General features: G+C 63.0%; 16 protein-coding genes and 1 pseudogene. 3 read left to right on the forward strand and 14 right to left on the reverse strand.

What is annotated here, in order from left to right; translation table 11 throughout:
- Window positions 1-146: 146 nt before the first annotated feature.
- A complete protein-coding gene (locus NWI_RS15780) occupies window positions 147-821 on the reverse strand; it encodes a Crp/Fnr family transcriptional regulator (RefSeq protein WP_011316200.1) in 675 nt (224 codons plus the stop codon).
- Between the two features lie 285 nt (window positions 822-1,106).
- Between NWI_RS15780 and NWI_RS15785 the strand changes: the two genes are divergently transcribed.
- The gene (locus tag NWI_RS15785; RefSeq protein ID WP_011316201.1) at window positions 1,107-3,056 is read left to right on the forward strand and encodes an AsmA family protein; all 1,950 of its coding nucleotides are present in this window, start codon (window positions 1,107-1,109) and stop codon (window positions 3,054-3,056) included.
- Window positions 3,057-3,231: 175 nt separating this feature from the next.
- Here the strand turns inward: NWI_RS15785 and NWI_RS15790 are convergent, their stop codons facing one another.
- Both NWI_RS15790 and NWI_RS15795 read right to left on the reverse strand, forming a co-directional pair.
- The gene (locus NWI_RS15790; protein ID WP_187148049.1) at window positions 3,232-3,843 is read right to left on the reverse strand and encodes a pyridoxamine 5'-phosphate oxidase family protein; all 612 of its coding nucleotides are present in this window, start codon (window positions 3,841-3,843) and stop codon (window positions 3,232-3,234) included.
- A 144-nt stretch (window positions 3,844-3,987) separates the two neighbouring features.
- Complete coding sequence (locus tag NWI_RS15795) at window positions 3,988-5,718, reverse strand: hypothetical protein (RefSeq protein ID WP_041345710.1); 1,731 nt, start codon at window positions 5,716-5,718, stop codon at window positions 3,988-3,990.
- A 529-nt stretch (window positions 5,719-6,247) separates the two neighbouring features.
- On the opposite strand from NWI_RS15795, the gene NWI_RS15800 reads away from it, so the two are divergent.
- Window positions 6,248-7,135, forward strand: a complete 888-nt coding sequence (locus NWI_RS15800; RefSeq protein WP_011316204.1) for a caspase family protein — start codon at window positions 6,248-6,250, stop codon at window positions 7,133-7,135.
- 191 nt (window positions 7,136-7,326) lie between these two features.
- Here NWI_RS15800 and NWI_RS17265 read toward each other — a convergent pair.
- The 11 genes and pseudogenes from NWI_RS17265 to NWI_RS18390 form a co-directional block, all read right to left on the reverse strand.
- Window positions 7,327-8,078, reverse strand: a protein-coding gene (locus NWI_RS17265) for an IS5 family transposase (RefSeq protein WP_430691788.1) whose coding sequence is annotated in 2 segments (ribosomal slippage) — window positions 7,327-7,748 and window positions 7,748-8,078 — 753 coding nt in all. Because the reading frame shifts where the segments join, the coding sequence is not laid out codon by codon here.
- A gap of 85 nt (window positions 8,079-8,163) precedes the next feature.
- The gene (locus NWI_RS15815; protein ID WP_011316205.1) at window positions 8,164-9,069 is read right to left on the reverse strand and encodes an efflux RND transporter periplasmic adaptor subunit; all 906 of its coding nucleotides are present in this window, start codon (window positions 9,067-9,069) and stop codon (window positions 8,164-8,166) included.
- Window positions 9,070-9,202: 133 nt separating this feature from the next.
- Window positions 9,203-11,650: an adenylate/guanylate cyclase domain-containing protein gene (locus NWI_RS15820; protein WP_011316206.1), complete on the reverse strand. Its 2,448-nt coding sequence runs from the start codon at window positions 11,648-11,650 to the stop codon at window positions 9,203-9,205.
- Between the two features lie 668 nt (window positions 11,651-12,318).
- Entirely contained in the window at window positions 12,319-12,579 is a 261-nt protein-coding gene (locus NWI_RS15825; protein WP_011316207.1) for a helix-turn-helix domain-containing protein, read from the reverse strand.
- A gap of 454 nt (window positions 12,580-13,033) precedes the next feature.
- A complete protein-coding gene (locus tag NWI_RS15830) occupies window positions 13,034-14,071 on the reverse strand; it encodes an alpha/beta hydrolase (protein ID WP_011316208.1) in 1,038 nt (345 codons plus the stop codon).
- Window positions 14,072-14,288: 217 nt separating this feature from the next.
- Entirely contained in the window at window positions 14,289-16,748 is a 2,460-nt protein-coding gene (locus tag NWI_RS15835; protein ID WP_011316209.1) for a TonB-dependent siderophore receptor, read from the reverse strand.
- A 103-nt stretch (window positions 16,749-16,851) separates the two neighbouring features.
- A complete protein-coding gene (locus NWI_RS15840; protein ID WP_244374940.1) occupies window positions 16,852-17,784 on the reverse strand; it encodes a FecR family protein in 933 nt (310 codons plus the stop codon).
- Window positions 17,785-17,900: 116 nt separating this feature from the next.
- The gene (locus NWI_RS15845; RefSeq protein WP_011316211.1) at window positions 17,901-18,449 is read right to left on the reverse strand and encodes an RNA polymerase sigma factor; all 549 of its coding nucleotides are present in this window, start codon (window positions 18,447-18,449) and stop codon (window positions 17,901-17,903) included.
- Between the two features lie 190 nt (window positions 18,450-18,639).
- Entirely contained in the window at window positions 18,640-19,071 is a 432-nt protein-coding gene (locus NWI_RS15850) for a hypothetical protein (RefSeq protein ID WP_041345214.1), read from the reverse strand.
- Window positions 19,035-21,971 carry a toxin TcdB middle/C-terminal domain-containing protein gene (locus tag NWI_RS16525; protein WP_187147994.1) on the reverse strand — a complete coding sequence of 979 codons (2,937 nt, stop codon included), beginning with the start codon at window positions 21,969-21,971 and terminating at the stop codon, window positions 19,035-19,037. The genes NWI_RS15850 and NWI_RS16525 overlap by 37 nt, the downstream gene beginning before the upstream one ends.
- A gap of 317 nt (window positions 21,972-22,288) precedes the next feature.
- Window positions 22,289-23,272 (reverse strand): annotated as a pseudogene (locus NWI_RS18390) (SpvB/TcaC N-terminal domain-containing protein); the annotation flags it as partial.
- 334 nt (window positions 23,273-23,606) lie between these two features.
- Here NWI_RS18390 and NWI_RS15860 point away from each other — a divergent pair.
- Window positions 23,607-23,927, forward strand: a complete 321-nt coding sequence (locus NWI_RS15860) for a hypothetical protein (RefSeq protein ID WP_011316212.1) — start codon at window positions 23,607-23,609, stop codon at window positions 23,925-23,927.
- The last annotated feature ends 55 nt before the right edge of the window (window positions 23,928-23,982 follow it).

Below are 23,982 nucleotides of genomic sequence, written 5' to 3' on the forward strand. Positions count from 1 at the left end.
AGGAAAAGCGTGTAGCGGTTTTCCGCCCGCATCCCGCGTTTCAAAATATTGAGGATCTATCACGTTGATGGTTTGGATCGCTTCGATCCAAACCATCGTGATCTCGGGTCAAGCCCGAGGACATGCTTCGCTCGAAAATACTGTGGCTAAGCGTTGCGCGCCACGGCGTTCAGCCGGCTGATGTTCTTGAGCAGGATGCGGCCACGTTGAAGATCGAGAATGCCGTCCTTGCGCCATTGCTGGAGCTGGCGATTGACGCTTTCACGCGCCGCGCCGACGTAAACGCCGAGTTGCTCCTGCGAAATGTGAACCTCCGAGCCGTAATCATCGGCCAGCGCGCACAGCCGGCGCGCCATTCGAACCGGCAGCGGTTGCAGCACCGACTCCTCCATGCGCTCGCTGATCCAGCGGATGCGCTGGCATAGCAGTTCGATCAGGCGGATGGCGATCCGCGGCTCCCGCTCAAGGAACGCCAGAAGATCGCCCCGGCGCAGCACGAACAGTTCGGCCGGCTCGCCCGCCACCGCGTCAGCGGTGCGAGACTGACCGTCCAGCACCGCGATTTCGCCGAACAGGTCTCCCGGCCCCTGAAAGTTCAGGGTCAACCGGCCGCCGTCGGAATCACCGGTCTCGATGCGGACCTGACCGCGGCGAACGCCATAGAGCGCGTCACCGTCATCGCCCTTCTGAAACAGGACCTCGCCGGCATTGACCTGCACGGTGTGACAGAGCGCCGCCATGCGTTGCAGATCATCGGGCTCAAGATCCGAGAACAACGGATTCATCTTGAGAATAACCGCGAATTCCGACTGCCTGCTCATCGCCTTCATCCTGAGACCAACAGCCCGACGAGATCATCAGGCCCCTGGCCGGCGCGCCTGACCGGGTCTCGCCGACAGGCGCCGAACGCCACATTTTTCAATGTGCGCCCGATCGAAAATCGAGCAAAGTGTGTCATAGGCGCGTATTCCGCAAAAGTGGATACCGGTTTTGCGATCAGAGTACGCGCAAGTTAATGATTGAGGGCATTTTCTTCACGCTGACCGGATTCCACTTAGCCGGAAAATGCTCTGACGGTCGGCAACCCAAGGACGTGCTATTCCGAGATGGCAAAAGCATTGAAAATCGTGAGCGCCGTCGCAGCCAGCCTGGTCGCGGTCGTCCTCATGCTTCTCGTCACCGGAATCCCTTCCCGTTTCGTCACGTCGCTGGTGCAGGACCGGATCGAGCGCGACACCGGGTACCGGATTGCGATCAACGGCACGACCGGAATTGAGCTATGGCCCTCGCCCGGATTCGCGCTGCACCATGTGACGTTTGATCGTCCGGGGAGCGCCGCCACGGATGCTCAACTCGCCGTGGGGGAAGTCCGCGCGACGCTCGAGCTTGCGGGCCTGCTGTCGGGGACCTTGAAGATCTCGGAATTGACCATCGACCACCCCACGCTGCGGGCGCCGCTGCTTCGTGAACGCACCGGCGGTGGCGTGCCGTCCCGGCCGGATCGCTCCGAGGAGACAGCGGGAGACGATACGGCGTTCCCGATCGGAAGGGTGACGGTTTCCAACGGCGCGATCGTTTTCTTCGATCCGCAAACCGGGTGGGAGGACCGCATCGATGACGTGAACGCCAGCGTGAGGCTTGGCGCCGACCGGCGAATCAACATCACGGGCGACGCGCGTCCCGGCGGCCGATCGCTGACATTCGCCATCGCTGCGACCCCTCCCGCGGGTCCGCTCGGACGCCGGAATATCCCGACCGAGCTGACGCTTGAAGTTTCGGGCGCGCCGACCCGTCAACTGACCGCCAGGGCCGAGGTTCGGATCAACAGGCAGACGCTTCTTATCAATGGCCTGTCCGGATCGCTCGACGACGGCAAGTTCAACGGCTGGGCGTCGGTCGATCTTGCGAGCAAGCCGCTGGTGAAGGTCGATCTCGATTTTCAGAAGCTCGACCTGAGCGCAGCACCAAGCGAAGCTTCCGCGCCACGCTCGGGCGCGCAGCCCTCCAGCGAGCAGTCATGGAGCGACGCGCCGATCGATGTCGGCGGGCTCAACTATGTCGACGCGCAGGGGACGATTTCAGCCGCGGAACTGACGATCGGCGGGGCGCGCTTCGCGCCGGCCCAGGTCGAGGCCGCCCTCGCCAGAGGCGTCTTGAAGGCTTCCTTTCCGAACCTCGGCGTCTATGACGGGCGAGCCAATGGCAGCCTGTCGATCGACACGTCCACCGGCGACAGCCCTTCCTACGCGCTCAAGGCCGAGGTGACCGGTGTTCGCGCGCTGCCGCTGTTGTCGAGTCTCGCCGGTTTCGACAATGTCGACGGCAGGATGCGGGCGACAGCCGATGTCCGGGGCGCGGGCGCCAGCTTGCGCGCGGTCATGTCGAGCCTTGCGGGAACAGCTTCGATCGACGTCCGCGACGGGGCGATCCGCAATCTCAATATCGCGAAAATGATCCGCGCGTTGACGTCCGGCACCCTGTCGGGATGGCAGGAGCGTCCTGACCAGACCACCGACCTGTCGCAACTCAGCGCCACCGCGACCATCGTTAAAGGGCAAGCGACCACGAATGATCTGTATCTCGCCGGTCCGCTTGTGCGGATGACCGGCGCGGGCTCCGTCGATCTCGGCGCGAAGATGCTGGCGCTCCGGGTCGAGCCGAAGCTCGTCATGACAACCGAGGGCCAGGGAGGGCGCGCCGACCCGATCGGCCTTGGCATTCCGGTCGTCGTGCAGGGATCATGGAGCGAGCCGCGCATCTATCCTGATGTCGCGGGCATCCTCGATGACCCCGGCGCGGCCTATGCCAAGCTCAGGGAATGGGGACAGGGATTGTTCGGCAGCAGCGGGACCGGCAACTCCGGCACGTCCGTCCCCCATATCGGAGAGACCCTTGATACCTTGATCCGGCAAGGTCTCGGCGCGGGAGCCTATCCCGCTCCCGCGGAATCGCCTGCCGCGGGCAAGCCTCCTGAAGGACCGCCACGCCGGGAGGCGCCGTCCCCGGACAAGCCGCCGCCCATCGACGAGATCATGAAGCAGATGTTCGGGCGTTAGAGCGTTTTCAAGCGAAGTGGACACCGGTTCGCGTGAAGAAAACGCGTCAAATCAAAATCATAGAGCCTCGCTTCTGATTCCATCAGAAGCGGAAAGGCTCTAGATCATGATCCGATCAAGTTGAAGCGACCATGCCCCAAAATACTCTTCGCAATAGCGAGCCGGCTCTCAAGCCTTACCACATCGTCTGCCGGGCGCGCTCGAGCCAGGCTTTGTCATATTCCTCGCCGCCGACCCGATCCTTGCTCATCTCGGCGAGAATTTCACCGGGTGTCGGCAAGCTCTTGAGGTCAACGTGCCTCGAAGGATCCCAGAGGTGCGATCGGATGATCGCCCGCGCGCACTGGAAGTAGATCTCCTGAACCGTCATCACGATGACCGAACGGGGCGTTTTGCCTTCCACACCGAACGATGCGAGCAGTTCGGGGTCGGCCGACACCAGCGCGCGGCCGTTGACGCGCACGGTGGTGCCAGATCCCGGAATCAGAAACAGCAGCGCGGCCCTTGGATCGCGGATGAGATTACGCAGCGAATCGATGCGGTTATTGCCGCGCCGATCCGGCAATATCAGCGTCAGGTCGTCCTGAACGCGAACGAAGCCAGGCAGATCGCCACGCGGCGAGCAATCGAGCCCTTCCTCGCCGCAGGTCGCCAGTATCGCGAATGGAGAGCTTTCGATCAGCGCGCGATAGGCCGGCGTGATCCGATAGGCCACCTTGATCGTCGCGGCCTCGCCGGGCTGGCCATAAATGGCCTCGAGCTGCTCGACCGTCTCGATGGCGGTCACCACGATTTCATCTCCTTGCGTCGCATCTTCCGCCGTTGATGGCCCCGGACGGATTGTCAATCCTATACCAGCCCGGCGCACGTCTGTGGGAATCGTGCCCCCGAAGCCCGTCCAGAAGAATAAGGGGTCCGGGCCGCCCCGCTATTATACCACCCGCTGCATCGCCTTGCGCGCCAGGGCCAACCCCATCAGGACGAAGGCGGAGGTCACTTCCGGGCCACCCACCACGATGCGGGTCGGCGTTTTCATCTTGTTCCATTCGTAAGCCCTGAAGGGACTGCGCCGCCCGCCTTCGCCGGCGTGATTGACGATGCAGTTCAGCGCCGGCCACAAAGCCGCCCTGTCCGCGCCGAGATGGCCCAAGGCGATGAGCGCCAGCGCCGCGTCGAACACGTTCATCTCGGCGGAGATCAGCGTGTCCTGCACGTAGCCAAGGATGCGGCCGCGCATGTAGCTGAAACTGTCGTCGGGATCGATCGCCCGCCGGGCGGCGGAAGGCAGCATCGAAAATGCCGCGTAGCAGCGTCCGAAGTAGGCGCAGTAAAGCTCAGGCAGATAGTAGATATGGGACCTCGGATCGGTGAACGCGCCGCTCTCGACCAGACGTCTCTGGAAACGGATGATTCGTTGCACCGTTTGCAGGCGCTGCGGCGTCTGAAGGACACGCCACCGCGAGCAGTTGCGGAAGCTGACCTCGAGAACATCGAGATTGAGGGTGGGATCGAGATCGTTGCCGTAAGGGCGATCACCCGCGAGACTGTCGATCCAGGTGACGATGCCGCCGTCGTAATCGATGTTGTCGTTCAGCGGTACGGTCACGAGCGGCTCGTTGGCGCCGCCGCCGACCTGATAGCCGGCGTAGAAATCGAGCAACGGCTGATCGAGGATCGGATCGTTCGAGCCGGCCTGCGTCGCGGCCGAAAACGAACAGGCCGTGGTGTCGCAGTCCGGAACGTAAATGCCGAAGCCGAGGTTCTGCTTGATATGCGTGAAAAACCGGTTGAACCGCGGATGGGGATTGGGCGCCAGCGCCGTGATCACGCCGACCCGGCTCCCGTCCCGCGAGAAAACCTCCTCCCTGCTGGTTCTCAGGCAGAAATCGACCATTTCGCAGTTGGCACGACGGATCGCATCGGTTTCGGCGGGCGTGGCAAGACCGGTTTCGGCAAAACTCAACAGCGCTTCGGTGAAGAAAGCGTCGTAATAGGCCGAGCGATGGCGGATCTGCACCGGCTCCCACATCGGTTCGGCGACGCCGCGCCATGGCGGGTTGATCACCTCGCGCGCCGGCGATCGTGCGATGAAAACCCGTGCCAGGTTAAAGAGCAGCGTCGAATTCTTGTAGCCGCGCGCGTCGAGGCCGGTGAGGGCGACGAGAAAATCCCGGCCGCGCAGATCAGGATCGCCGATCAGGTTGAACGCCGCGAAGGTGGGGATGAACCCGTTGTTTCGGAACGATCGAAGCAGATGCGCGCCACACGTCCGGATCACCCGCTCGATATCAGCAAGGCCCGGCTCCATCCCCGAGCAGGTCGTCGCGCCGGGCCGGGGATGGTGCAAGGTCACCGTATCCAGCAACGCGGCCACCGGTCGGCCGATCGCGGCCCAGTCCGGCGTCTCTTCATCCCGCGCCTGCCGCAGCGCGTCCTGCAATTCCTGAAAACGGGTCGGATCCCGCAGTTCCGGCAGGCCGGCGCGCCGCAACAGCGGGCGCAGGGCCGGGTTCGCCAGCGCGGTTTTATAGAATTTGGCCAGATGGCCGTCGCCGCCCCGATGGCGCAACAGCACAGGATCGCACACCTCATAGAGCGTCGGGCCGTCCTTGCGGTTCGTCAGCGCGCGGTAGACAGCGCCGGCTAGATGGCGAGCAGTCATGATTTCTTTCCGCGCCATAGCGCATGTTAGTTCTTTCCGCCCGCGCTATCGCGCCTATTGTGGCGTCTCACTCAACGATTGGCCGGTCAAGCCGTTGAGACGCATACGATTATAGCGTTTTCGAGCAAAGGGGATACCGGTTCGCGTGAAGAAAACGCGCCAGAACAACAATCCAGGGCTTCGCTTCTGATCAACCGGAAGCGATGAAGGCTCCGCGCGAAAGGCCAATGTGATAGTCACCGCGCCAGACCTGAGCCTACCGTGGGCTCGCCGGCGCTACTCCCTCTCCACAATTTCGCACTTCTTTCGGCGACCGCCCCGGTTCCCGTGCATACGCTTAACCAATTGTGTTACCGATAAATAAAGGTTTCATGTTGCTCATTGGGCCATCAGCGGTGCAAAATCGTCTTTATGCTGCGGCGCCGCAAAACCAGCGCATTTGACCGCGACAAGCGGGCGCTCTCTCAAACCAAACGGACGGTGGCGCGGCTCCTGTCGCGCTCTCGAACCGGACCAGGAATCGATCAGGATGACGTTGGGTCAGTTTCGCGTTTCCCACCGGTCGGTCATGTTAGCCGCTGTCCTCGTCGGGATGGTCTCGCTGGCGATCGGGGCCCATGCGGCCCTCAACAAGCGCAGCCTGGAGGTCGCGAAGGCCCTGGAAGCCGAGGACACGACCGGCAGCATCGCGGTCAAGCGCGCGCGGGTCGCGCTGGTCATCGGCAATGGGCACTATCCCGATGCAAACCAGCCGTTGAGGCAGTCCATCAATGATGCTCGGGCATTCGCAGCGGTTCTGCGGCGCGACGGCTTTGACGTCATCATGGTCGAGGACGCCGACAAGGAGGATATGCATCGCGCGGTCCGCCGGCTTCAAGCGAAGATCGGTCCGGATACGACGGCGCTGCTGTTCTTCAGCGGTTTCGGCATTCAGTCGGGCCGCGAGAGCTACATGATCCCGGTCGACGCGCGGATCTGGAGGGAATCCGACGTTCGGCGCGACGGGCTCTCCATCGAAACCGTCCTCCGCGCGATGAAGGAGCACGCCGCCAAGGTCAAGCTCGCCGTGATCGACGCCTCGCGGCGCAACCCGTATGAGCGGCGCTTTCGCTCCTACTCACACGGTCTTGCGCCGATCAACGTACCGGATAACGCGCTGATCCTGTCATCGGCGACGCCGGGACGGGTCGTCGATGAGTCAGGCGGACAATACAGCCCGTTGATGGTTGAACTGCTCAAGAGTTTCGGTCAGCCGGACAGGGATGCCGAAACGGTTTTCAGCAGGACGCGCGCGGCGGTTTCGCGGGCGAGCGAAGGGAAGCAGGTCCCGACCGTGTCGTCCTCGCTGGTTCAGGATGTGCCGTTCAAGCCTGATACGGCAGCGGCCTCCCGCAAGGACACGGCGGCTATCGATTAGAGCATTTTCCGGCGAAGTGGATGACCTGTTCGCCGCAAGAAAATGCGACCAGACAACCATTTCTAGAGCATGGTCCGATTCAGCTTGATCGGATCATGCTCTAAAGCATGATCCCGACCCGAAGGACCGCGCCAGCGCGAAGTGGGAACCGTTTCCACTTCGCTTGAAAACGCTCTAGGCCGGATCGACATTCACGGCAGCCAGATCAGGGCTGCGGCCAGGTGAACGAAGCCCGTGAAGTGAACGGTTCGCCTGTCGTAGCGGGTGGCGAAACGGCGGAAGTGCTTGAGACGGTTGAAGCAGCGCTCGATGCGGTTGCGGTGCTTGTAGAGACCGGCGTCATGCGGGATGATGATTTTGCGCGTCCTGTTTGAGGGGATCACCGCTTCGGCGCCCATGCCGGCGATGAGTGCACGCAAGGCGTTGCTGTCATAAGCCTTGTCGGCCAGCACGGCGTCCCCGGCCTGGGCTTCGAGCAGCGCGGGGGCTTGTGTGATGTCTCCGACCTGCCCGGCGGTGACGATGAAACGCAAGGGTCGGCCCAGCGCATCGGCGAGCATGTGGACCTTGGTGGTCAGTCCACCTCGGGAACGCCCCAGCGCCTGATCCTTGGCCCCCCTTTTCCGGTAGCCGCCTGCTGATGGGCTCGAACGATGGTTGAGTCGAGCATCAGATACTGGTTGTCGCGATCGGCTGTCAGGGTGGAGAACACCCGTTCCCACACACCGGCATGGCACCACCTGCTGAACCGCCGATGCACCGTCTTCCAGCGACCATAGCGCTCCGGCAGGTCACACCAGTGCGCGCCGGATCGCAGCACCCACAGGCAGCCGTTCACAAACAACCGATTATCCGATCCCGTCCGTCCCGGATCAGAGGCCTTGCCTGGCAGCAACGGTGCAATCTTCGCCCACTGATGATCGCTCAGCTCATACCGCTTGATCCCCATCGTGCAGCTCCGTGTCAGAATCACGGAACCCTATGAATCAGCGATCAGACCGCCTGGGAATCCTGAATGTCGATCCGACCTAACGGGCCGCGCTCTCTTCCAGGGCGATCGGCCTGACCGGATCGCCTTCGCGCAGCAAGGCGCCGGCACGCGCCACCACGACGTCGCCTTCCGACAGCCCCTCCCGGATCTCAACCTGTCCTCCTGACAGCAATCCGACCTCGACGTGCCGCGTTTCAACCCGCTGGCGCCGGACCACCTGAACCACCGCGCCCGCGCTCCCATACAGGATCGCCGTCAACGGCACCGCGATGCCGCAGCTTTCGCCGGTCTTGATGATGGCGCGGCCAAACGCATTGACCAACAGGTGCTTGCTGGGATCGACGGAGATGAAGACCTGCCCGAGCTGGCTGTTCGGTTCGACCGTCGGCGCGATCAGCCGGACCTTGCCGTCCATTTCATCGGCCCCGACCGCCATGACTTTAGCGGCCTGACCGACCGCGAGTTTCGCCAGATCGCCGCTCGGCACCTGCCCCACCAGATCGAACTCGTTGCCGGTGACGATACTGAACAGCGCCTCGCCCTTGCCCGACGCCACCGCTCCGATCCCGGCGGACGAGCGGCTGACCAACCCGGCCACCGGGGACGAAATCTGGGTCGTTCCGCCTTCGGGGCGCGTCAGTCGGGCAAGCGCCTGCCCGGCGGTCACGCTCTGTCCCGGCTCCGCGAGGATCTCGGCGACCTTCAAGCCCGGCCGCTCCGGCCGCACCGCCGTCTCGTTCCTCGGGATCAGTATCCCCGTGACCTGAACGCTCGCCGAGAAGCAGAACCTTGTGGCTTTCAGGACGCTGACAGCGGCGGCGTTCGGGATATCCTGTTCGTCCGCCAACACCCCCGCAGGAGCGACGAGGGCTGTCACCCATACAGCGGCGAGCGCGAGACCCCGCGTTGCAATGTGGCGACCTCCCAGCAATTTCGTGGACATTGACAACACTCTTTCCGGGAAGATCGCGGCGAGAACGCGATCCGCTTCGCTTGAGAACGCTATAGTCAAGCCCGAACCGCGTTTCAACAACCGGCACGATCGAACGCTTCACAAGGATTAAAGCAAGGATGGTTCATGCCGTGCGGCCCGCGGCGGAGCGGACGGACCCGCCCTCGGCGGGATCGCGCCAGCGATGAATCTCAACCGCCACAATCGGATGGTGAAAGCCTTTCAGGACCATCGGCGCCAGTTCAGCCGCCTCGACGAGGTGTTCGACCATGCCATAGGCGCGCTGATTGACCACGATCTGGCCCGCTTTGGCTTCATCGCAAAGGCGCGAGGCGAGATTGGTCACGCTGCCGATCGCCGCATATTCAAGCCGGCGCTCGAACCCGACCTGGCCCAGCGTGGCGTAGCCGACGGCGATCCCGACGCTGAAGCCGAGACTGTGACCGCGGCTTCGCCATTTCTGCGACAGCAAGCCGATGGCATCGCGCATTTCGACCGCCATCCTGATGGCGCGGGGGGTGTGATCCGGAACCGGAACCGGAGCGTTGAACAGGACCATCACGCCGTCGCCCGCGTAGCGGTCCAGCGTGCCTTCATACTTGAAGATCAGTTCACCGAGCGCCGCGTGATATTCCCGCAGCACGTTCATCGCTTCTTCCGGTTCCGAGCTTTCGGTGAAGGCCGTGAAACCGCGCAGATCGCAGAACACCACCGTCACTTCGCCGCGATGGCTGTCGAGCAGCGAATTCTGTCCATCGGACGAGGCGACGATCTGCGCGACCTGTGGCGCGAGGAAGCGTTCCAGCCTGCGGATCCGTTCGATCTCGCCGAGTTGCGCCTCGACCCGCTCCTCAAGCGACCTGTTCCAGTTGAGCAGCCGATAGGTCTGCTCCTGGAGCTTGTCGGCCTGTTGCTGGACCACGCCGTGCGCAATGGCAAGCTCCTTACCCTTTCGATCGACCTCATGAAACAGCCTGGCATTGCGCATCGCCGATGCCGCCTGATGGGCGAACGTCTGCATCAGTCCGACCAGGTTCGGCGAGAACGCGCCCGCGCTCCGTCGCAGCATGATGAGCGAGCCAAGGACGCCCTGCTGGTCCACGAGCGGGACCACCAGAACGGAACGGAAGCCGGCCGAGGCGGCGACCTCGTTGAGCGGATTCGCCTCGGCCGATGCAAGATCCTCAATCGCGATCGACTGGCCGTTCGCCGCGGCCGCGCCCAACAAGCTGTCGTCCGAACCGATGACGAGGTGGTCGCCGGGCGCCGATTTCTCGATGCCGCTGGCCTGGACAAGATCGAAACGCCGGCTACCGGCATCGAAACCGTAGATCAGCACGGCGTCCGCTTTCGTGATCTCCAGGGCACGGGCGGCGACGGTCGAGAGAACCGCCTCGAGATCCAGCGACGATACGACGGCGCGGCCGACTTCCTCGAGCACCTTGAGTTCGTTCACGGACTGCGCCAGATCGCGCGTGCGTTCCTTGACCTTCAGCTCGAGGTCCGAATAGGTCTCCTGAAGCTGCCCGGCCATGCTGTTGAACCGCTCCGCGAGCTGCTCAAGCTCGTCGCCAGTCTTGATGTCGATGCGGTGCCCGAAGTCGCCGGCGCCGAGGCGCCGCGCGCCCCCGCTGAGCGCCTGGATCGGGACCAGCATCCGGCGCGCCAGCAGCATGCCGGCGATGATCGCGACCACGAGTCCGAACGCGACAAGGATTCCGATGCGTATCAGGAGATCGAGGATCGGCGCGAAAGCGAGACTTGCGGGTTGTTCAAGCACCACAAACCAGCGAAGCGTGGAGACCGGGCTCGATGCAGTCAGCACCGCCTGACCTTGATTGTTCGTGCCCGATGCCGAAGACCCGTGTCCGGCATTCAGCAAGGACGCGACCTGCGGCCGTGAAGAAAGATTCTCGCCGGGATGTGTTGTCTTGTCGGACGAGGCGAGCAGGATGCCGCTCGCGTCCACGACGTAGGCAGAGCCCGCCTTGCCGCCCTGCGCATCGTCGACATATCCGGACAGAAAGCGAAGATCGACTTCCGCCACCGATGCGCCCGCGTCCCGTCCCGCATGAGCGACGGCGATCGACATGAATGGCCGTCGATCGCGGAAGAACACCGGCGCGTATGTCACGCCCTGCGCTATGGTCCGGGTGAACCTCGCGTCGCGGGAGAAATCAGCCCCGCTGCCGACCAGAACGGAGCGGCGAGACAGACGGAGTTGCTCGCGGCCCGATCCGTCGAGCTGAAAGATACGATCGACGGCCGGGACCTGGTTCAGTAGTTCGGCGTAATCGGCGCGTCGTTGCTCGACTGTGACGACGCTGGCGCGCGTGACCCAGCTGACCTGACGCTCCAGATCCACCATCGCCTGCGAGATGCGGTGCGCCGCCGCATCGGCCTTCTCCGACATCGCCTGAACAAGCGCGGTTTTGGTCTGATTGTAGCTGATCCAGATCTCGAGCGCGCCGTTGACGGCGAGGACGAACAGCACCAGGCCGACAAGCGACATGACGTACTTGACGAAAAGCCCCCTGCGAGGTGACCGGCTGTTGTTCTCTGCCTCGTTCATCCATGTCTCCGCTCGGCGGCCGCGGTCGACGGCCTCGCCGATGGCACCCTTTAGATCACGCTCACGATCCCGATCGAATACGCCCAAAAAAAGATGATCGATTTCAATGTCTTGAGCCGAAAGATGTGGACGAAAGCGCTCCCCCTCTCCTCGTTACCCTCCATCCCCCTCTCCCGCGGGGCTGGAGCCGTCCCTCGCCCTTCGCGGCGACCGGTGATCCTTAGCACAGTTCCGCCGTGCCGCGGCGAGCCGGAATCACGCTCCGGCGGGTCCGACGATGCGTTCCGCCTCCTTGCGGGAGAGCGCGAACTTCTTGCGAACAGCGTCTGGAGCATTTCCGGCAAAGCGGATTCCGCTTCGCCGCGAGAAAATGCGGCCAGTCGCTAGAGAATGTTCGAGCATGATCTTTTCCGAAAGCCGGTTTCCACTTTGCGCTGGCGCGGCCCTTCGGGTCGGGATCCTGCTCCAGCTTCCGCATGATCCGATTCAACTTGGATCATGCCCAAAGAAAAACCCCGCCGAAGCGGGGTTGTGATTCAGGCTATAGCGCGATCAAGCGAAGCGTGTCCTCGGAGTCGATCCGGGACGAGCGCGGTCCGCCGAAAGAAAACGTCTCAGAACAACACTCAAGAGCTTCGCTTCTGATTCAATCAGAAGCGAGCGCGATCTTAGTGCTTGACGCCGACGTGAGCGTCGCCCTTCAGCGCCTTCTCCTCGACGCCGAGTGTTTCACAGATCGCCTTCAGGCGTGAAGGATCCGGAAACCGGATTCCGCGCATGTAGAGCGAGATATCGCAGCGGCGGAAATCATGGGGGCCGCGAAACCGCTTCGATGCTTCGCGGGCGAACTCCACATCGGTCCAATGCTTGTCGGCGACAAGTTTCGCAAGGCGATTTCCGAACTCTACCTTATCGGCATCTGTCATCATTTTCTTTTCTTCCTGACTTCCCTTTCCCCATGCATCGATCATCCGGACAGACAATCGCCCGAACGACGAGTCATGACGCAAGCCGCCAGCCTTCCAGCGAGTTTCCTTCCGTCAAAGGGAATGTATATCTTACAATACATCGCCTGATTGACTTCCCACGCTCGCTTCAGGGCACCCCTGCGCATTACGCATGCAAAGTGTCAACTCGTCGACTTATGGATCGGATGAATGATGAAGTGATCGCCAGAGTCTTTGTGTCTTGACGCGTCTTCTTCACGCGAACCGGATTCCGCTTCGCAACGCTATGGCGCGAGCTCTTCAACGTAAAGCTCTTGACTTAACCGTCTTCGTCTCCGTTTCGGATGCAATGAACTCACGAGCTTCGAAAGACCGCAAGCCGCTGTCGCCCGGCGACGATGTTCATGCGCTGTTGCAAGCGGTCAGGATTGCGCCTTCAGGCCCCGTCGACCGGCTGGCCGTCAATGGAGCGTCGGATCACCTGGCGAACCTTCGCGTTGGACAGGAACAGGTCGTGGTTGATAATGCCCCATCCCTGCGCCGAGGCGTCGATGACGCGCAGCCCAAGCCGCTCAAGCTTGGCTTTTTCGGCGGCGCCGACGCGCGTGACGCCGCCGGCCAGGAAACCGGAGAGGGCCAATGCGCGATCGTTGGTCGCGGTGACGACCGTGATCTTCCTGGCGAGCGGACCGACGCGCGCAACCGAGGAGGTGAAGACATCGATGTCGATGTCGGGCGAGGCGAAAATGACGGCCCCGATGCGATCGCCTGCCGCCGGCTGCCGCGCGCAGATCTGGCGCAGCGCCTCCATCGTCAGCATGGTGCCGACCGAATGCGCGACGATGTGGATGCGGCCGGTGATCGGGCTCGCCATCAGACCGGTCACGACCTGATCAAGCGCGTCGCGCGACCACATCGCGCTCTCCCGGTCGTAGACGTAGTCGAGCAGGCTCGCCCTCGACGGCCAGGAGAACACCATGGTCTCGCCGCGAAAGCGGATGCCTTCGGAGATCCGGGCGGCGTCGAGCGCCGCGCTTTCAAAGGTCTGGTTGAAGCCGTGAACGTAGATCAGCACGTCACGGGTTCCGCCCGGCTCGGCATAGAGGTCGCCGATCTGGCTGGTCGGCTCGATCGCGTCCAGACGCCAGTCGCCGAGCCCGACGGCGCTGAGTGAGAATCGTCCCTCGCCTGGCGGTGTGAGCCTGGCGCGTGCGACGTGCAGCCGCCCGGCTCGCTCGGACCCATACCAGGGCTTGGCGCGCGCGCCGTCCACGGGCTTGCGTGTGGTGGCGACCAGAAGCGTCGGATTGGCGGTGAGTTCGGCGGCATCGAAGCTCGCCCCGCCGGAGGAGAGAGCCGCGCTGGTGCAGCCGCCGACGGACGCGCCGAGAGTCAATGTACAGGCCGCGCCCGCGAACGCGCGCAACACGGCGCGGCGGCAGGCGAGTGGCGGCTGGTGAATGTGATGCGGCAATGTGCAGGTGTCCCCACGATGGGAGCGTGGTGCACGGCAATCGCGGCGAGAATGCGGACATGAGGGAACCGCGGCGAGCGGCCGCTGGTTCCCCGAGAGATCGTTGAGCACCTGTGCTGGCGGGTTTATCGCAGGCTTATCGTGGATGGCCGGAGACGCGGGTCCATCTTTTGGAAGAAGTATGGATTGCCGGATCAAGTCCGGCAATGACGGCGAGCTACCAGCGATAGCTCACCCTGCCGAGCACGGTGCGCACGCGCCCGACGTTGCATTGATCGATAAAGAAACATGCCGCGACATACTGCGTGTCAAACAGGTTGGTTGCGTTGACGGAGAAACGCCAGTTGTCGATGTCGTAGCGGATCATCGCATCCACCACCGTATAGGCCGGTGCATAGAACGTGTTGAGAGCGTCGCCGACGCTGGCCGAGACATAGTGTATGCCGCCGCCGAAGCCGAGGCCGTTTAGCGCACCCTCGCGGATGGTGTAGTCGGCCCAGAGCGAGGCGAGATGCGGCGGCGATCGAAACGGTCGCTTGCCGAGGTCGGCGCCGTTACTCCTGGTGACCCGCGCGTCGTTATAGGCATAGGCCGCGGTCAGGTTGAGATTGCTGGTCAGACTGGCGACCGCTTCGAACTCGAAGCCACGTGAGGTGACCTCGCCGATCTGGATTGAAAAACCCGGATGCGCCGGGTCTATCGTCGTTACATTCTGACGCCGAAGATCGTAAACAGCGGCGGTCATCCGCAAGTTCGTGTCCTTTGGCTGGAACTTGATACCGGCCTCGTGCTGTATACCGGTGGTCGGCTTGAACGGTGTCCCGTCGAACGTCGTTCCGGACGTGGGCACGAAGGACTCGGAGTAGCTGATGTAAGGGACCATGCCGCTGTCGAACTCGTAGCCGAGCCCGGCCCGCTTGGTGAAAGCGCTACTGTTCTGATTGTTGACTGCGTTATTAAAAATGCCAACGGTTCTGGTGTCCACCCAGTCGTGGCGACCGCCGAGAGTCAGGATCCATCTCTCGAGCTTGATCTGATCCTGAAGGTAGATACCGGTGAGATTTTGGGTTTGCACAGAACCAAAATTGTCAGCCGGCATGAAAACAGGCGACCCGTAGACGGGAGCAAAGACATCGATCGGACCGACGACGCCGTCCCATGTGCCTTGCTGGGTGCTTTTGCGCATTCGATAGTCAACACCGAACAGCACGGTGTGGTGCAGCACGCCGGTGGTCGCTTTCAACTCGGCGTGGTTGTCGACCGCGAACGTGTCCCAACCATAGCGGACTCTGGAAGCACTACGGTCAAGCGTGCGCAAATCGGCCTGCAGGCCCACCGGCGCGACGTCACGATAATCCCAAATCTCATGCGAGTATTGAAGATTTTGCCTGAAGACGAGGCTGTCGGTGGCGCGATGCTGAAAATTGTACCCGATGGCGGTCGTCTCCGTGTTGCTGTAGTCGAAGGCAGGCTCTCCGATGTAACGTGTGATCGGGATTCGCCCGTTCGGATTCGGCAGCGCCGTACCCCGCGCAGGAAGGCCATAGTTCCATTTGCTGTCGTCTCTTTGATGCATGGCGAAAGCGTTAAGCTCGGTCACGTCCGTCGGACGCCACGTCACGGCGCCTGAAAGAAGCGCGCGCCGGTCATTCGAAAAGTCGATGCCGTTGCCGCCTTCGCGCATCAGGCCGGTGAAGCGATAGAGCAGCGATCTGTCCTCCGTCACCGGGCCGCCGAAGTCGAAACCGCCACCCCTCTGACCGAAGCTCCCGCCCTGAAGCCTTACTTCGTGAAAGGGTCGTTCAGTCGGACGCTTGGTGACGAGACCGATTACACCGCCCGGTTCATTCTGCCCATAGAGAACCGAGGCAGGCCCGCGCATCACCTCGACGCGCTCCAGCGCGTAGGGATCAATGTCGCCGACGTTGATGGAGCGCAGCCCGTTTAAGTAGAGCGATCCTGACGTCGGGCTAGCATTGAAACCACGGATCTGGGCACCGGTAGAATTGAACTGATTTCCGTTGCTCCCGGCAAGAACGCCCGGCGTATAGTTGAGCGTCTCGTTCACGGACTGAGCTTGCCGGGTTTGCATCTGGTCTTGCGTCACCACCGAAATCGACTGCGGCACCTCGATGATCGGCGTATCGGTTTTAGTAGCGGTGGCGCTGCGGCTGGCGACAAAACCGTTCACCGGACCCCAGGCGGTCTCGCCCTGCACATCGATCGTATCGAGCGAGATCGAGCCTGATGGAGCCGCGCCGATACCGCCGCCCGCATTCGGCCGCTGGATTGCAACGGTTGAGGCATTGGTAAAACGGTAGCTGAGACCCGTTCCCGCCAGAAGGCGGGTCAGCGCCTGATGGGGCGTGAGATTGCCGGCTACGCCGGGCGACCCGACGCCGCGCCCGATGCCGCCGTCGCCGACGACATCGATGCCGGTGACACGGGAGAAAGCCGAGATCGCGCCGGCGAGCGGCTGGGGAGGAATGGAGAAGCTATAACTTGCACTACGCGCCGCCGGGGCCGCGACAGGCGCGCTCGATCCCGGCGTCTGCGCGTTCGCGACGCCGACCATGCCTGTCGTCAGGACCGTCGATAGAAGCAGAACAATCGCGCACCCGTTCGAGGCGTCAGCCCATGCTTCCGTGACCAGCCTTCTCTCCGCCCCGCTTCTCATACCCTTTAAGCCCCCATACACAGGCCCCGGCAGAGACGCCGGAGCGCGGTTACAGAGTCAGACAATCGGGGCTCCGGAATTTTGCGACATGACGTGAAAAAAATCAGCCGGCCGGAAACAACAGCGTCAGGTATGGCGTGGCGGCCACAATCCGGATCGGCACCTCCTCGGCGAGTTGCGCCACGATCGTCTCGGTGCGGTTGAGGTTGACGATGAGCGTAATGGGGCGCTGCGCGAGCGAGGTGCTCATGACGACAATGCGCCCCGAGCGCCAGCGGTTGAGCGCCTGCACGGCCTGTCCGAGGGGCGCCTGCGTGAACACCAGCCGTCCCTCCCGCCACGCGAGTTCGGTGCCGGTTTCCGACTGCCGGAGTTCTCCGATATGGCGGCTGTCATAGGTGACCAGCGAGCCGGCGGAAACCCGGGCGGACTCCTCGCCAAGCGCGACATCGACGGTGCTGTCCGTCACGATCACGGTCGCGCTGTCATCCCGATAATCAACGCCGAACGCCGTGCCGAGCGCGGTCGTGCGCCCCTCACCGGCCTCGACGACGAACGGCCGCCCCGCGTCTTTCGCCACCGTGAAAAAGGCCTCGCCTTCGTGGAGCGTGAGGCCTCGCCGCTCGCGCGTGAAAGCCAGTGAAAGCTTGGTTTCGGCCGCAAGATCGACGGTCGATCCGTCGGCGAGATTCACGGTGCGCCGTTCGCCGGTCGCGGTCCGGTAGTCGGCGAACGGATGGCTCGCGAGGTATCGCCACGCCCCGAGGCCGACAGCGCCGATGACGACCGCCTCGCCGAACCTGCGGCGCGTTACTGCCTTGCGCGCGGCGCGGTGGCGGTCCTTCATGCCCGGAAGCTCGATCGCGCCCGTCCACAGCCTGTCGATATCCGCATAGGCCCTGACGTGGCGCGGATCGGCCGCGAGCCACGCCTTCAACGCCTTCGTGTCGGCAGCGGAAGGCTTGCCGTCGTGCATCGTGGCGAACCAGACGGCCGCCTCCTCGACAATCCGGACATGATCGGGATCGTCGGCCATCTGACTATCTGCCCCTCGTTCCATGCGAACAATCTCCCGGACGGCGCAGACAGCCGGAGGCTATGCCTGCTCGTTCTCTTATATGACAATCGGGAGAGGCGGATTTTCGAGGAAAATTAACGCCGCGCCTCATCGAGCCGCAGTTTCATCCGGGCGAGGATGCGCACCATATGACCAAACGCCGTCCTGGGCTGGATGTCGAGCATCCGGCCAATCTCAGCGAACGTCCTGCCGTCGATGCGTGACAGAATGAAAACCGCGCGATGGGCCGGCGGGAATTCCTTCAGCGTCGCGTAAACGATCATCAGTTCCTGCCGGGACAACAGAACCTGCTCGGCCGACGGAGTTTCGTCCGCGAGCGTCGCAAGCGCGGTGTCCGGGTCATCGACAAAAGACAGGATGCGCTGGCGGCGATTGTGGTTGATCGCCAGATTGGTCGCCGTGCGAAACAGATAGGCATGACCATCGGCGATGGATGTGCGGGATCGCGCCGCCCAGAGCGCGAGAAACGCTTCCTGGGTCAGATCCGCGGCAACGTCCGCGGACGGCACGCGCCGGCGCAGGAAACGGGTCAGCTCCTTGCTGTGTCGCCGGAAAAGATCATGGACATCGAACGTCACGGGCCGAGCCTTGTCCCCTCGATCGCGCAGGTTTCGCGCGATCATGGCCCGGCTTTATCGAATGAACAATTCCCTCGCAATATCAGTTGTCTGGATTGGTTCTAAGCTGGTGGGTGACGATAGTATCGCGCCCGCCGCCACTCCGGTTGTTCATGACCGGGACGACTTCTGGCGGAACCGCGCCGGGGGGCGCGGATCGTTGCCGGTGACCGCCATGAACTCCTCGCGTGTGAGATCAAGCTTGTCGCCATTCGACAGTTGCATCAGCGCGTAGGTGTCGTCCCCCTGCTGTGGCAAGGATGCGCGCCCCGGCGGCGAACGCGTGTGCGAGCTTGGTGCCGATCGGCATCTTGAACACCGATACCGGCGTGGACGCGGTGCCCGCGACGCCCGTGGTGTTGTCGGGAATGAGGTTCATGACCTGACCGACCGCTTCCACGCTGTTGCCGGCCGCGCGCGTGGTCATCGAAACGCCGGTCAGGTTCTGATAACCCTGCTCTTTCGGAATGAGACCGTTCGCGATGAGGTCGGCGTAGTATTGCCGCTTCGCCTGCGCGGACTGTTTCGACTTTTGCAGCGCCTGAACCTGCCAGTCCGCTTCGCGAAACTCCATGCGGCGGATGTCTTCGGTCAGGTTCTGGAGCTGGCGCTCATGCCTCGCCCGCATCGCCGCGAGGAACTCGGCATCTCCCTTTTCGAACGCCGCAAGCAGTTCGGCGCCGAACGTGCGCACTTCAGGCCCTGTGGCGGCAACGGCGCGCTGCCATGGGTCTCGCGAGCGAGCGTCGCGCTACAGTTCGGCTCCCATCGTGCCGGATCGTCCGGACAGGCCGCTCGCGTGCGTCTGAAACGATCCACGTCATAGACGACGCGCGTGGTGGCTCCTGCGAGGAGCGTCTCCGCGATCGCATGAGGATCGCCGTCGCCGAACAGGCCGTCGAGCTGCGCTTGATCGAGATCGGCGACGAATCCGGCCAGCGTGTCGCCTTCCGCCGGCGCGGGCTGCGGTTTGCCCATGACCGCGGTACCCGCGACCATGCCGAGCGTGTCGAAGATGACTTCCGTCCGGTTACGGTTGGCATCGCTGACGGCGGACGGCTGCATGACGCGGTAGTCATAATTATCGACCGTCACGCGATTGCCGAGCGCGTCGCGAGTCTCCGTGATCAGCAGATCGTAGTCATCGAAATCGACGAGCGAGTCCTCGCCGAACGGACCGCGATAACGACGCGGCATGAAGAAGTGAGCCGCCGCTTCCGCGAGTTCATCGGTGGCGGAGGCATCTTGAGCATGAAAGAACGAGCGTCCGGAGGGCGCCCACCAGTGGCCGTTGCCGTCGAGGTCGACGTAGCCCCCGCTCGACGCATCCCGCCCGCCCAGCACGGCCGCGGGATCAGGCAACAGAGCTTCAGGGCGCTGCCCCGGAAGGCGGCGCTGGAACATTTGATCAAGAAGACCCGGCGTGAATGCGAGCTTGTAACTTTCGCCTGACAGACACAGCGATTGAATTTCGCCGGGCGGCAGCAAACCGTCCAGGTCGTTGCGGCGATAGAGCGTTCGCGTCCATTCAATTGGCCGCCGCCGCTGATCTCCCGAGGCTGTCGCTTCATAAGCAAGATCGGGACCCGACCGCTTGTGGCGCAGACGGCCTTCGCGCACCGGATCTGGCTCGATGAAATCCGACGCCTGGAATCGGCCACCCTCCTCCCCCGTCGGCGCATAGCCGGTCAGTTCGAAGGTGATCGTCTCAAAGGGGAGCGGATTGCGCTGGGCATCAGGCAGCGTGACGGCGTTGGTGAAGCGCGTTTCGACATAGGTCAACAGCGGGGAGGTTTGCCGCGCGCGATCCCATGGCGTCGGCAGCGGAGAGGCACGGCGGCCATAGGCGATCGCAACCTGCTTGAGCACATTTCCATAGTCGTCCACTTCCAGCGTCAGCTTGTGCTGAAGGCGCGGATCGTTCGGATCGCGTTCGTAATGATGGGTGATCGATTCACGCTCGTGCGTGAAGAATACCGCGTAGCGATTGCGACCCCGACGCTGAAGCATCCGAATGCTGAAGCTCTGTTCTGTAACGGTGTAAGGCGTGCGTGCGCGCCGGACCCTTTCAGGCGTCGCCAGCGGCCCCTCGGCATCGTCCGCATAGACCTCCTGGCGAAGCATAGCGCCTTTCAGCGACCGGCACGCCCCCCGCTCTTCTTCCGGCGTCAATCCGGGCGGCACTATAGTGTTGTCGAGAAGCTCGGCGCGAGCCGCCGCGAGCGTCAATCCAGGCTCGCGAAAATACTCGCGCTCGAACAGACGGGAGACGCGTGAAGCCCCAAGCTGGATGCCGGTGTGGAACCAGCTCCTGGTGTGCACCGGGGGCAGGTGCGAGCCGGCGGCGAGGTTGTCCGTCGGCACGCCGCCGCCATCGAACGCCGCAAGCCGTTCCGTATCCCACTGCTCGACCATGCCGAAGCCGCGGAACTCGCGCTCATCGCCATCGTAGTGACCATGATGGTATGCGAAGCGCGTCACGAATCTATTCCGGCTGACGTGGTCGATCGATTCGACCCGTTCAAGGACATGCACCGGAAACGGCAGGCGCGTGATCCAGGGCTGCCCTGCCTCCCGATCGGCGAGATAGAACTCCGTGGAGGATTTGTAAGTCAGCCGGGTTTCCGCACCGAGCTGGTTGTCGTAACGCGCCAGCAGATGCGGTTTGACGCCGCGCGCAAGATCGATGAACTCGACCGGACGCCATGCGATGCCCGCAAGCGCGGTTGACCACACAAGGCAAGCCGTCCCGTGGCCAAGGAGATCGAAGACGTCGAGCGACACGCCTTCGGTCAGCACCATCTCTGAAATCGTGCGCGGCTCGCTCAGTCCGTTGCCGCTTTCATTGAGGAAGATCTGGACGCCCTTGCGCCCGGCATAGATGATGTCGGTTGGCCCGGAGCCATCGACATCGGCGAAGCGAAGCCGGCGCGCATCGAAGATGCCGTCCTCGTCGAAGCAGGGCGAGCCCTCCATCGTGACCTTGGCCCCGAATCGGCCATGACCGAGATTGGGCCAGTAACAGACCTCGCCGTTGCGAACACGAACGAGGTCGGCCAGCCCGTCGCCCGACATGCCGGCGAGAAACACGGCCTGATCCGCCTGCCCGAACAGCACGCGCGGACCGCGCTCCTCGTTCCACGGCACCCGCACGCGCACCGCTTCGCCGAAACCGGCATCGCCAAGAGAAGGGTGCCAGGAGATCGCCTGATCATCCAGGATCAGAATGTCCGCGAGCCCGTCACCCGACAGATCGGTCAGACGAACGTTCGGACTGCTGAAATCGACGAGCGGAAAGGCGCGGAACGGCCGAAACGGTGTCCAGCCGCCCTCCTCGGTACGATCGAAATATCCGCCGGCGCCCTGCACGAGCGTCGCAAGCTCCAGGCGGCCGTCCGAGTCGAGATCGATGAGTTGCGATCGGCCGCTCTCGCCGATGGGCCTGGAGCGAACCGCCTGAACGGGGCCGAACCGGCCCTGTCCGCGATTCGGCCTGTAGTACCAGGCGCCCGATTCCTCGGCGAGCACGCCGGCGATTCCCTCGCCATCAAGGTCCGTCCACTGATAGCCATGGCCGGCGACGCCCGCGGGAAGATTCTCGAGACTTTCGCGTGGAAGATGCTCGACCTTCCACTTCTGAGGCGCCGCATCGCGAGCGGACTGGGCGTATAGTCCAGCAGCAGCGCAGGCAGGGAGCGGCGCCGGTACGACCCCTCGTCAAGCAGCCGGTATCCGGATTGCGTGACGCGCGCCAGGCGCGTGCCGAGCGATCTGGCATCGTAATCGAGCTGAATGTCGCGCACGAGCGTCCGCGCAGTCCCGAGCCGCTCCGGCATGCGATGCGCCATCAGAATCCGCTGGCATAATCGATGCGTGCGAATCTCAAAGCCGGCGCGCGTTCTTGAGAATGAATCGGGACGCAAATGCCTGGGCAGCGGCCGGGCTTCCGTCCAGCGCACCCGTCCAGATCCTTCCGCCTCGGGTTCATGCGCGAATGGTTCGTCGCCATAGTCGAGCACGACTTCGAACAGCCACCCGGTTTGCTGATCGATCTGCGGCTGCGGAAGATGATCGCGGCGCGCCGAGTCGCATGAAACATCGAGCAGAACCGGCCTGCGGTTTCCATACCGGATACGTTTGAGGTACCGGTTCGCGCTCCGGACTCGGAGCCGCTCGCTCGAACGGGTGACATCGACGCCGTCACCACCTTCCGCCGCGTAGTCGTACGCGATGGCGTTTCCGCGATCATCGTAGCTTCGGCAGATGAGCCACTCGAATATCCGCTGCGTATCCTCCGGATCCGCAATGCGCGACGCCAGCGTTTCACCATACACCGTGAGAATGTTGTCCGGGGATATGGTGCGCCAGTGAGTGTCGCCATCCGCGATGCGGGTCCAGCTTTCGATCCGCGAAAAGGTCCCTTCGATGCGAGGCCGGAAAGCTCGCACGAAGTAGCCGTTCACCTCCCGATATGCTGCCCACGGCGCATCATCCGCGGTGACCGGAACGAGATCTTCCGATCCCGACAACAGGAAGATATCCGCCGCGGCATCGGCTGCCGCGACATTGTCGGCATGTCGCGCGAAAGGCACGTAGCGCGGAACGCCCTTATCGGTCCGCCTGGAAATAGAGGGAAGGCCGAGAGTCCAGCCGAGCCCGAAAGGGCCGTTGCCCGAGCCGGAGTTGTAAGACAAAGCAAGCGCCGGTTGAAATCCGCTGCGACTCTTGCTCAGAGGAACGGGAATGGTGAGGGTTGCCGTGCCATTGGCCGGATTGGTTCGAAACTTCTCGCCCAGCCCGCGAATAGCCCCCGCCGCCCTTTGGAACACTCACCTGCGGGGCCGCAAACGGCGAAGGCGTTTCGGGCTGTTGCTCGGCTTGCGGCATGAGACCGATGTGTCCTTCGCCTATGATGTCCTTTCGTGTTCTGCTGATACAACGAGGTTCAATCCCGAAGTGGAAATCGAGAACGAAAATCGTAAAAATAGACTCTGCTGATTTATCGAATGATACCAGCCAATCTCGCTATTTAGTATTTAGCCTTTTGCGACAGTTCTATCGTTCCGGCATCATCTCTCGGAGGATTCAAGACAGATGGGATCCGACGCGATATCGAAACGATGAAAAGGAAACGAGCAGCGGTCTCCGGGACAGGAGCAGGATATGATCGAGGTTCAGCGGATTGACGACGGCAACCCCCTCGGTTTCGAGGTCGTGGTGCGGGAGGGAAAGGGCGAAACCCGCCACCGCGTTACAATGTCTGAAGCCGGTAGCCGGCAACTGACGGCCGGCAAGCACACGCCGGAGCGATGCATCGAGGCCGCCTTTCGCTTCCTGCTCGACCGGGAGCCCAAGGAGTCGATCCTCGCCCGCTTCGACATTTCCGTGATTTCCCGCTACTTCCCCGAATTCGAGCAGGAGCTGCCCGGCTATCTCTCGGCGGGTCAGGAAGACAGCCGGTCAGGAAAAAGGGGGGCGTCATGAGTTCTCTGAAATGGGCCGCCGGACAGGCCGGACCGGCGGTTCGCCCTGCTTTCGA

Origin of the sequence: Nitrobacter winogradskyi Nb-255 (genome assembly GCF_000012725.1) — a bacterium.
GTDB lineage: Bacteria > Pseudomonadota > Alphaproteobacteria > Rhizobiales > Xanthobacteraceae > Nitrobacter > Nitrobacter winogradskyi.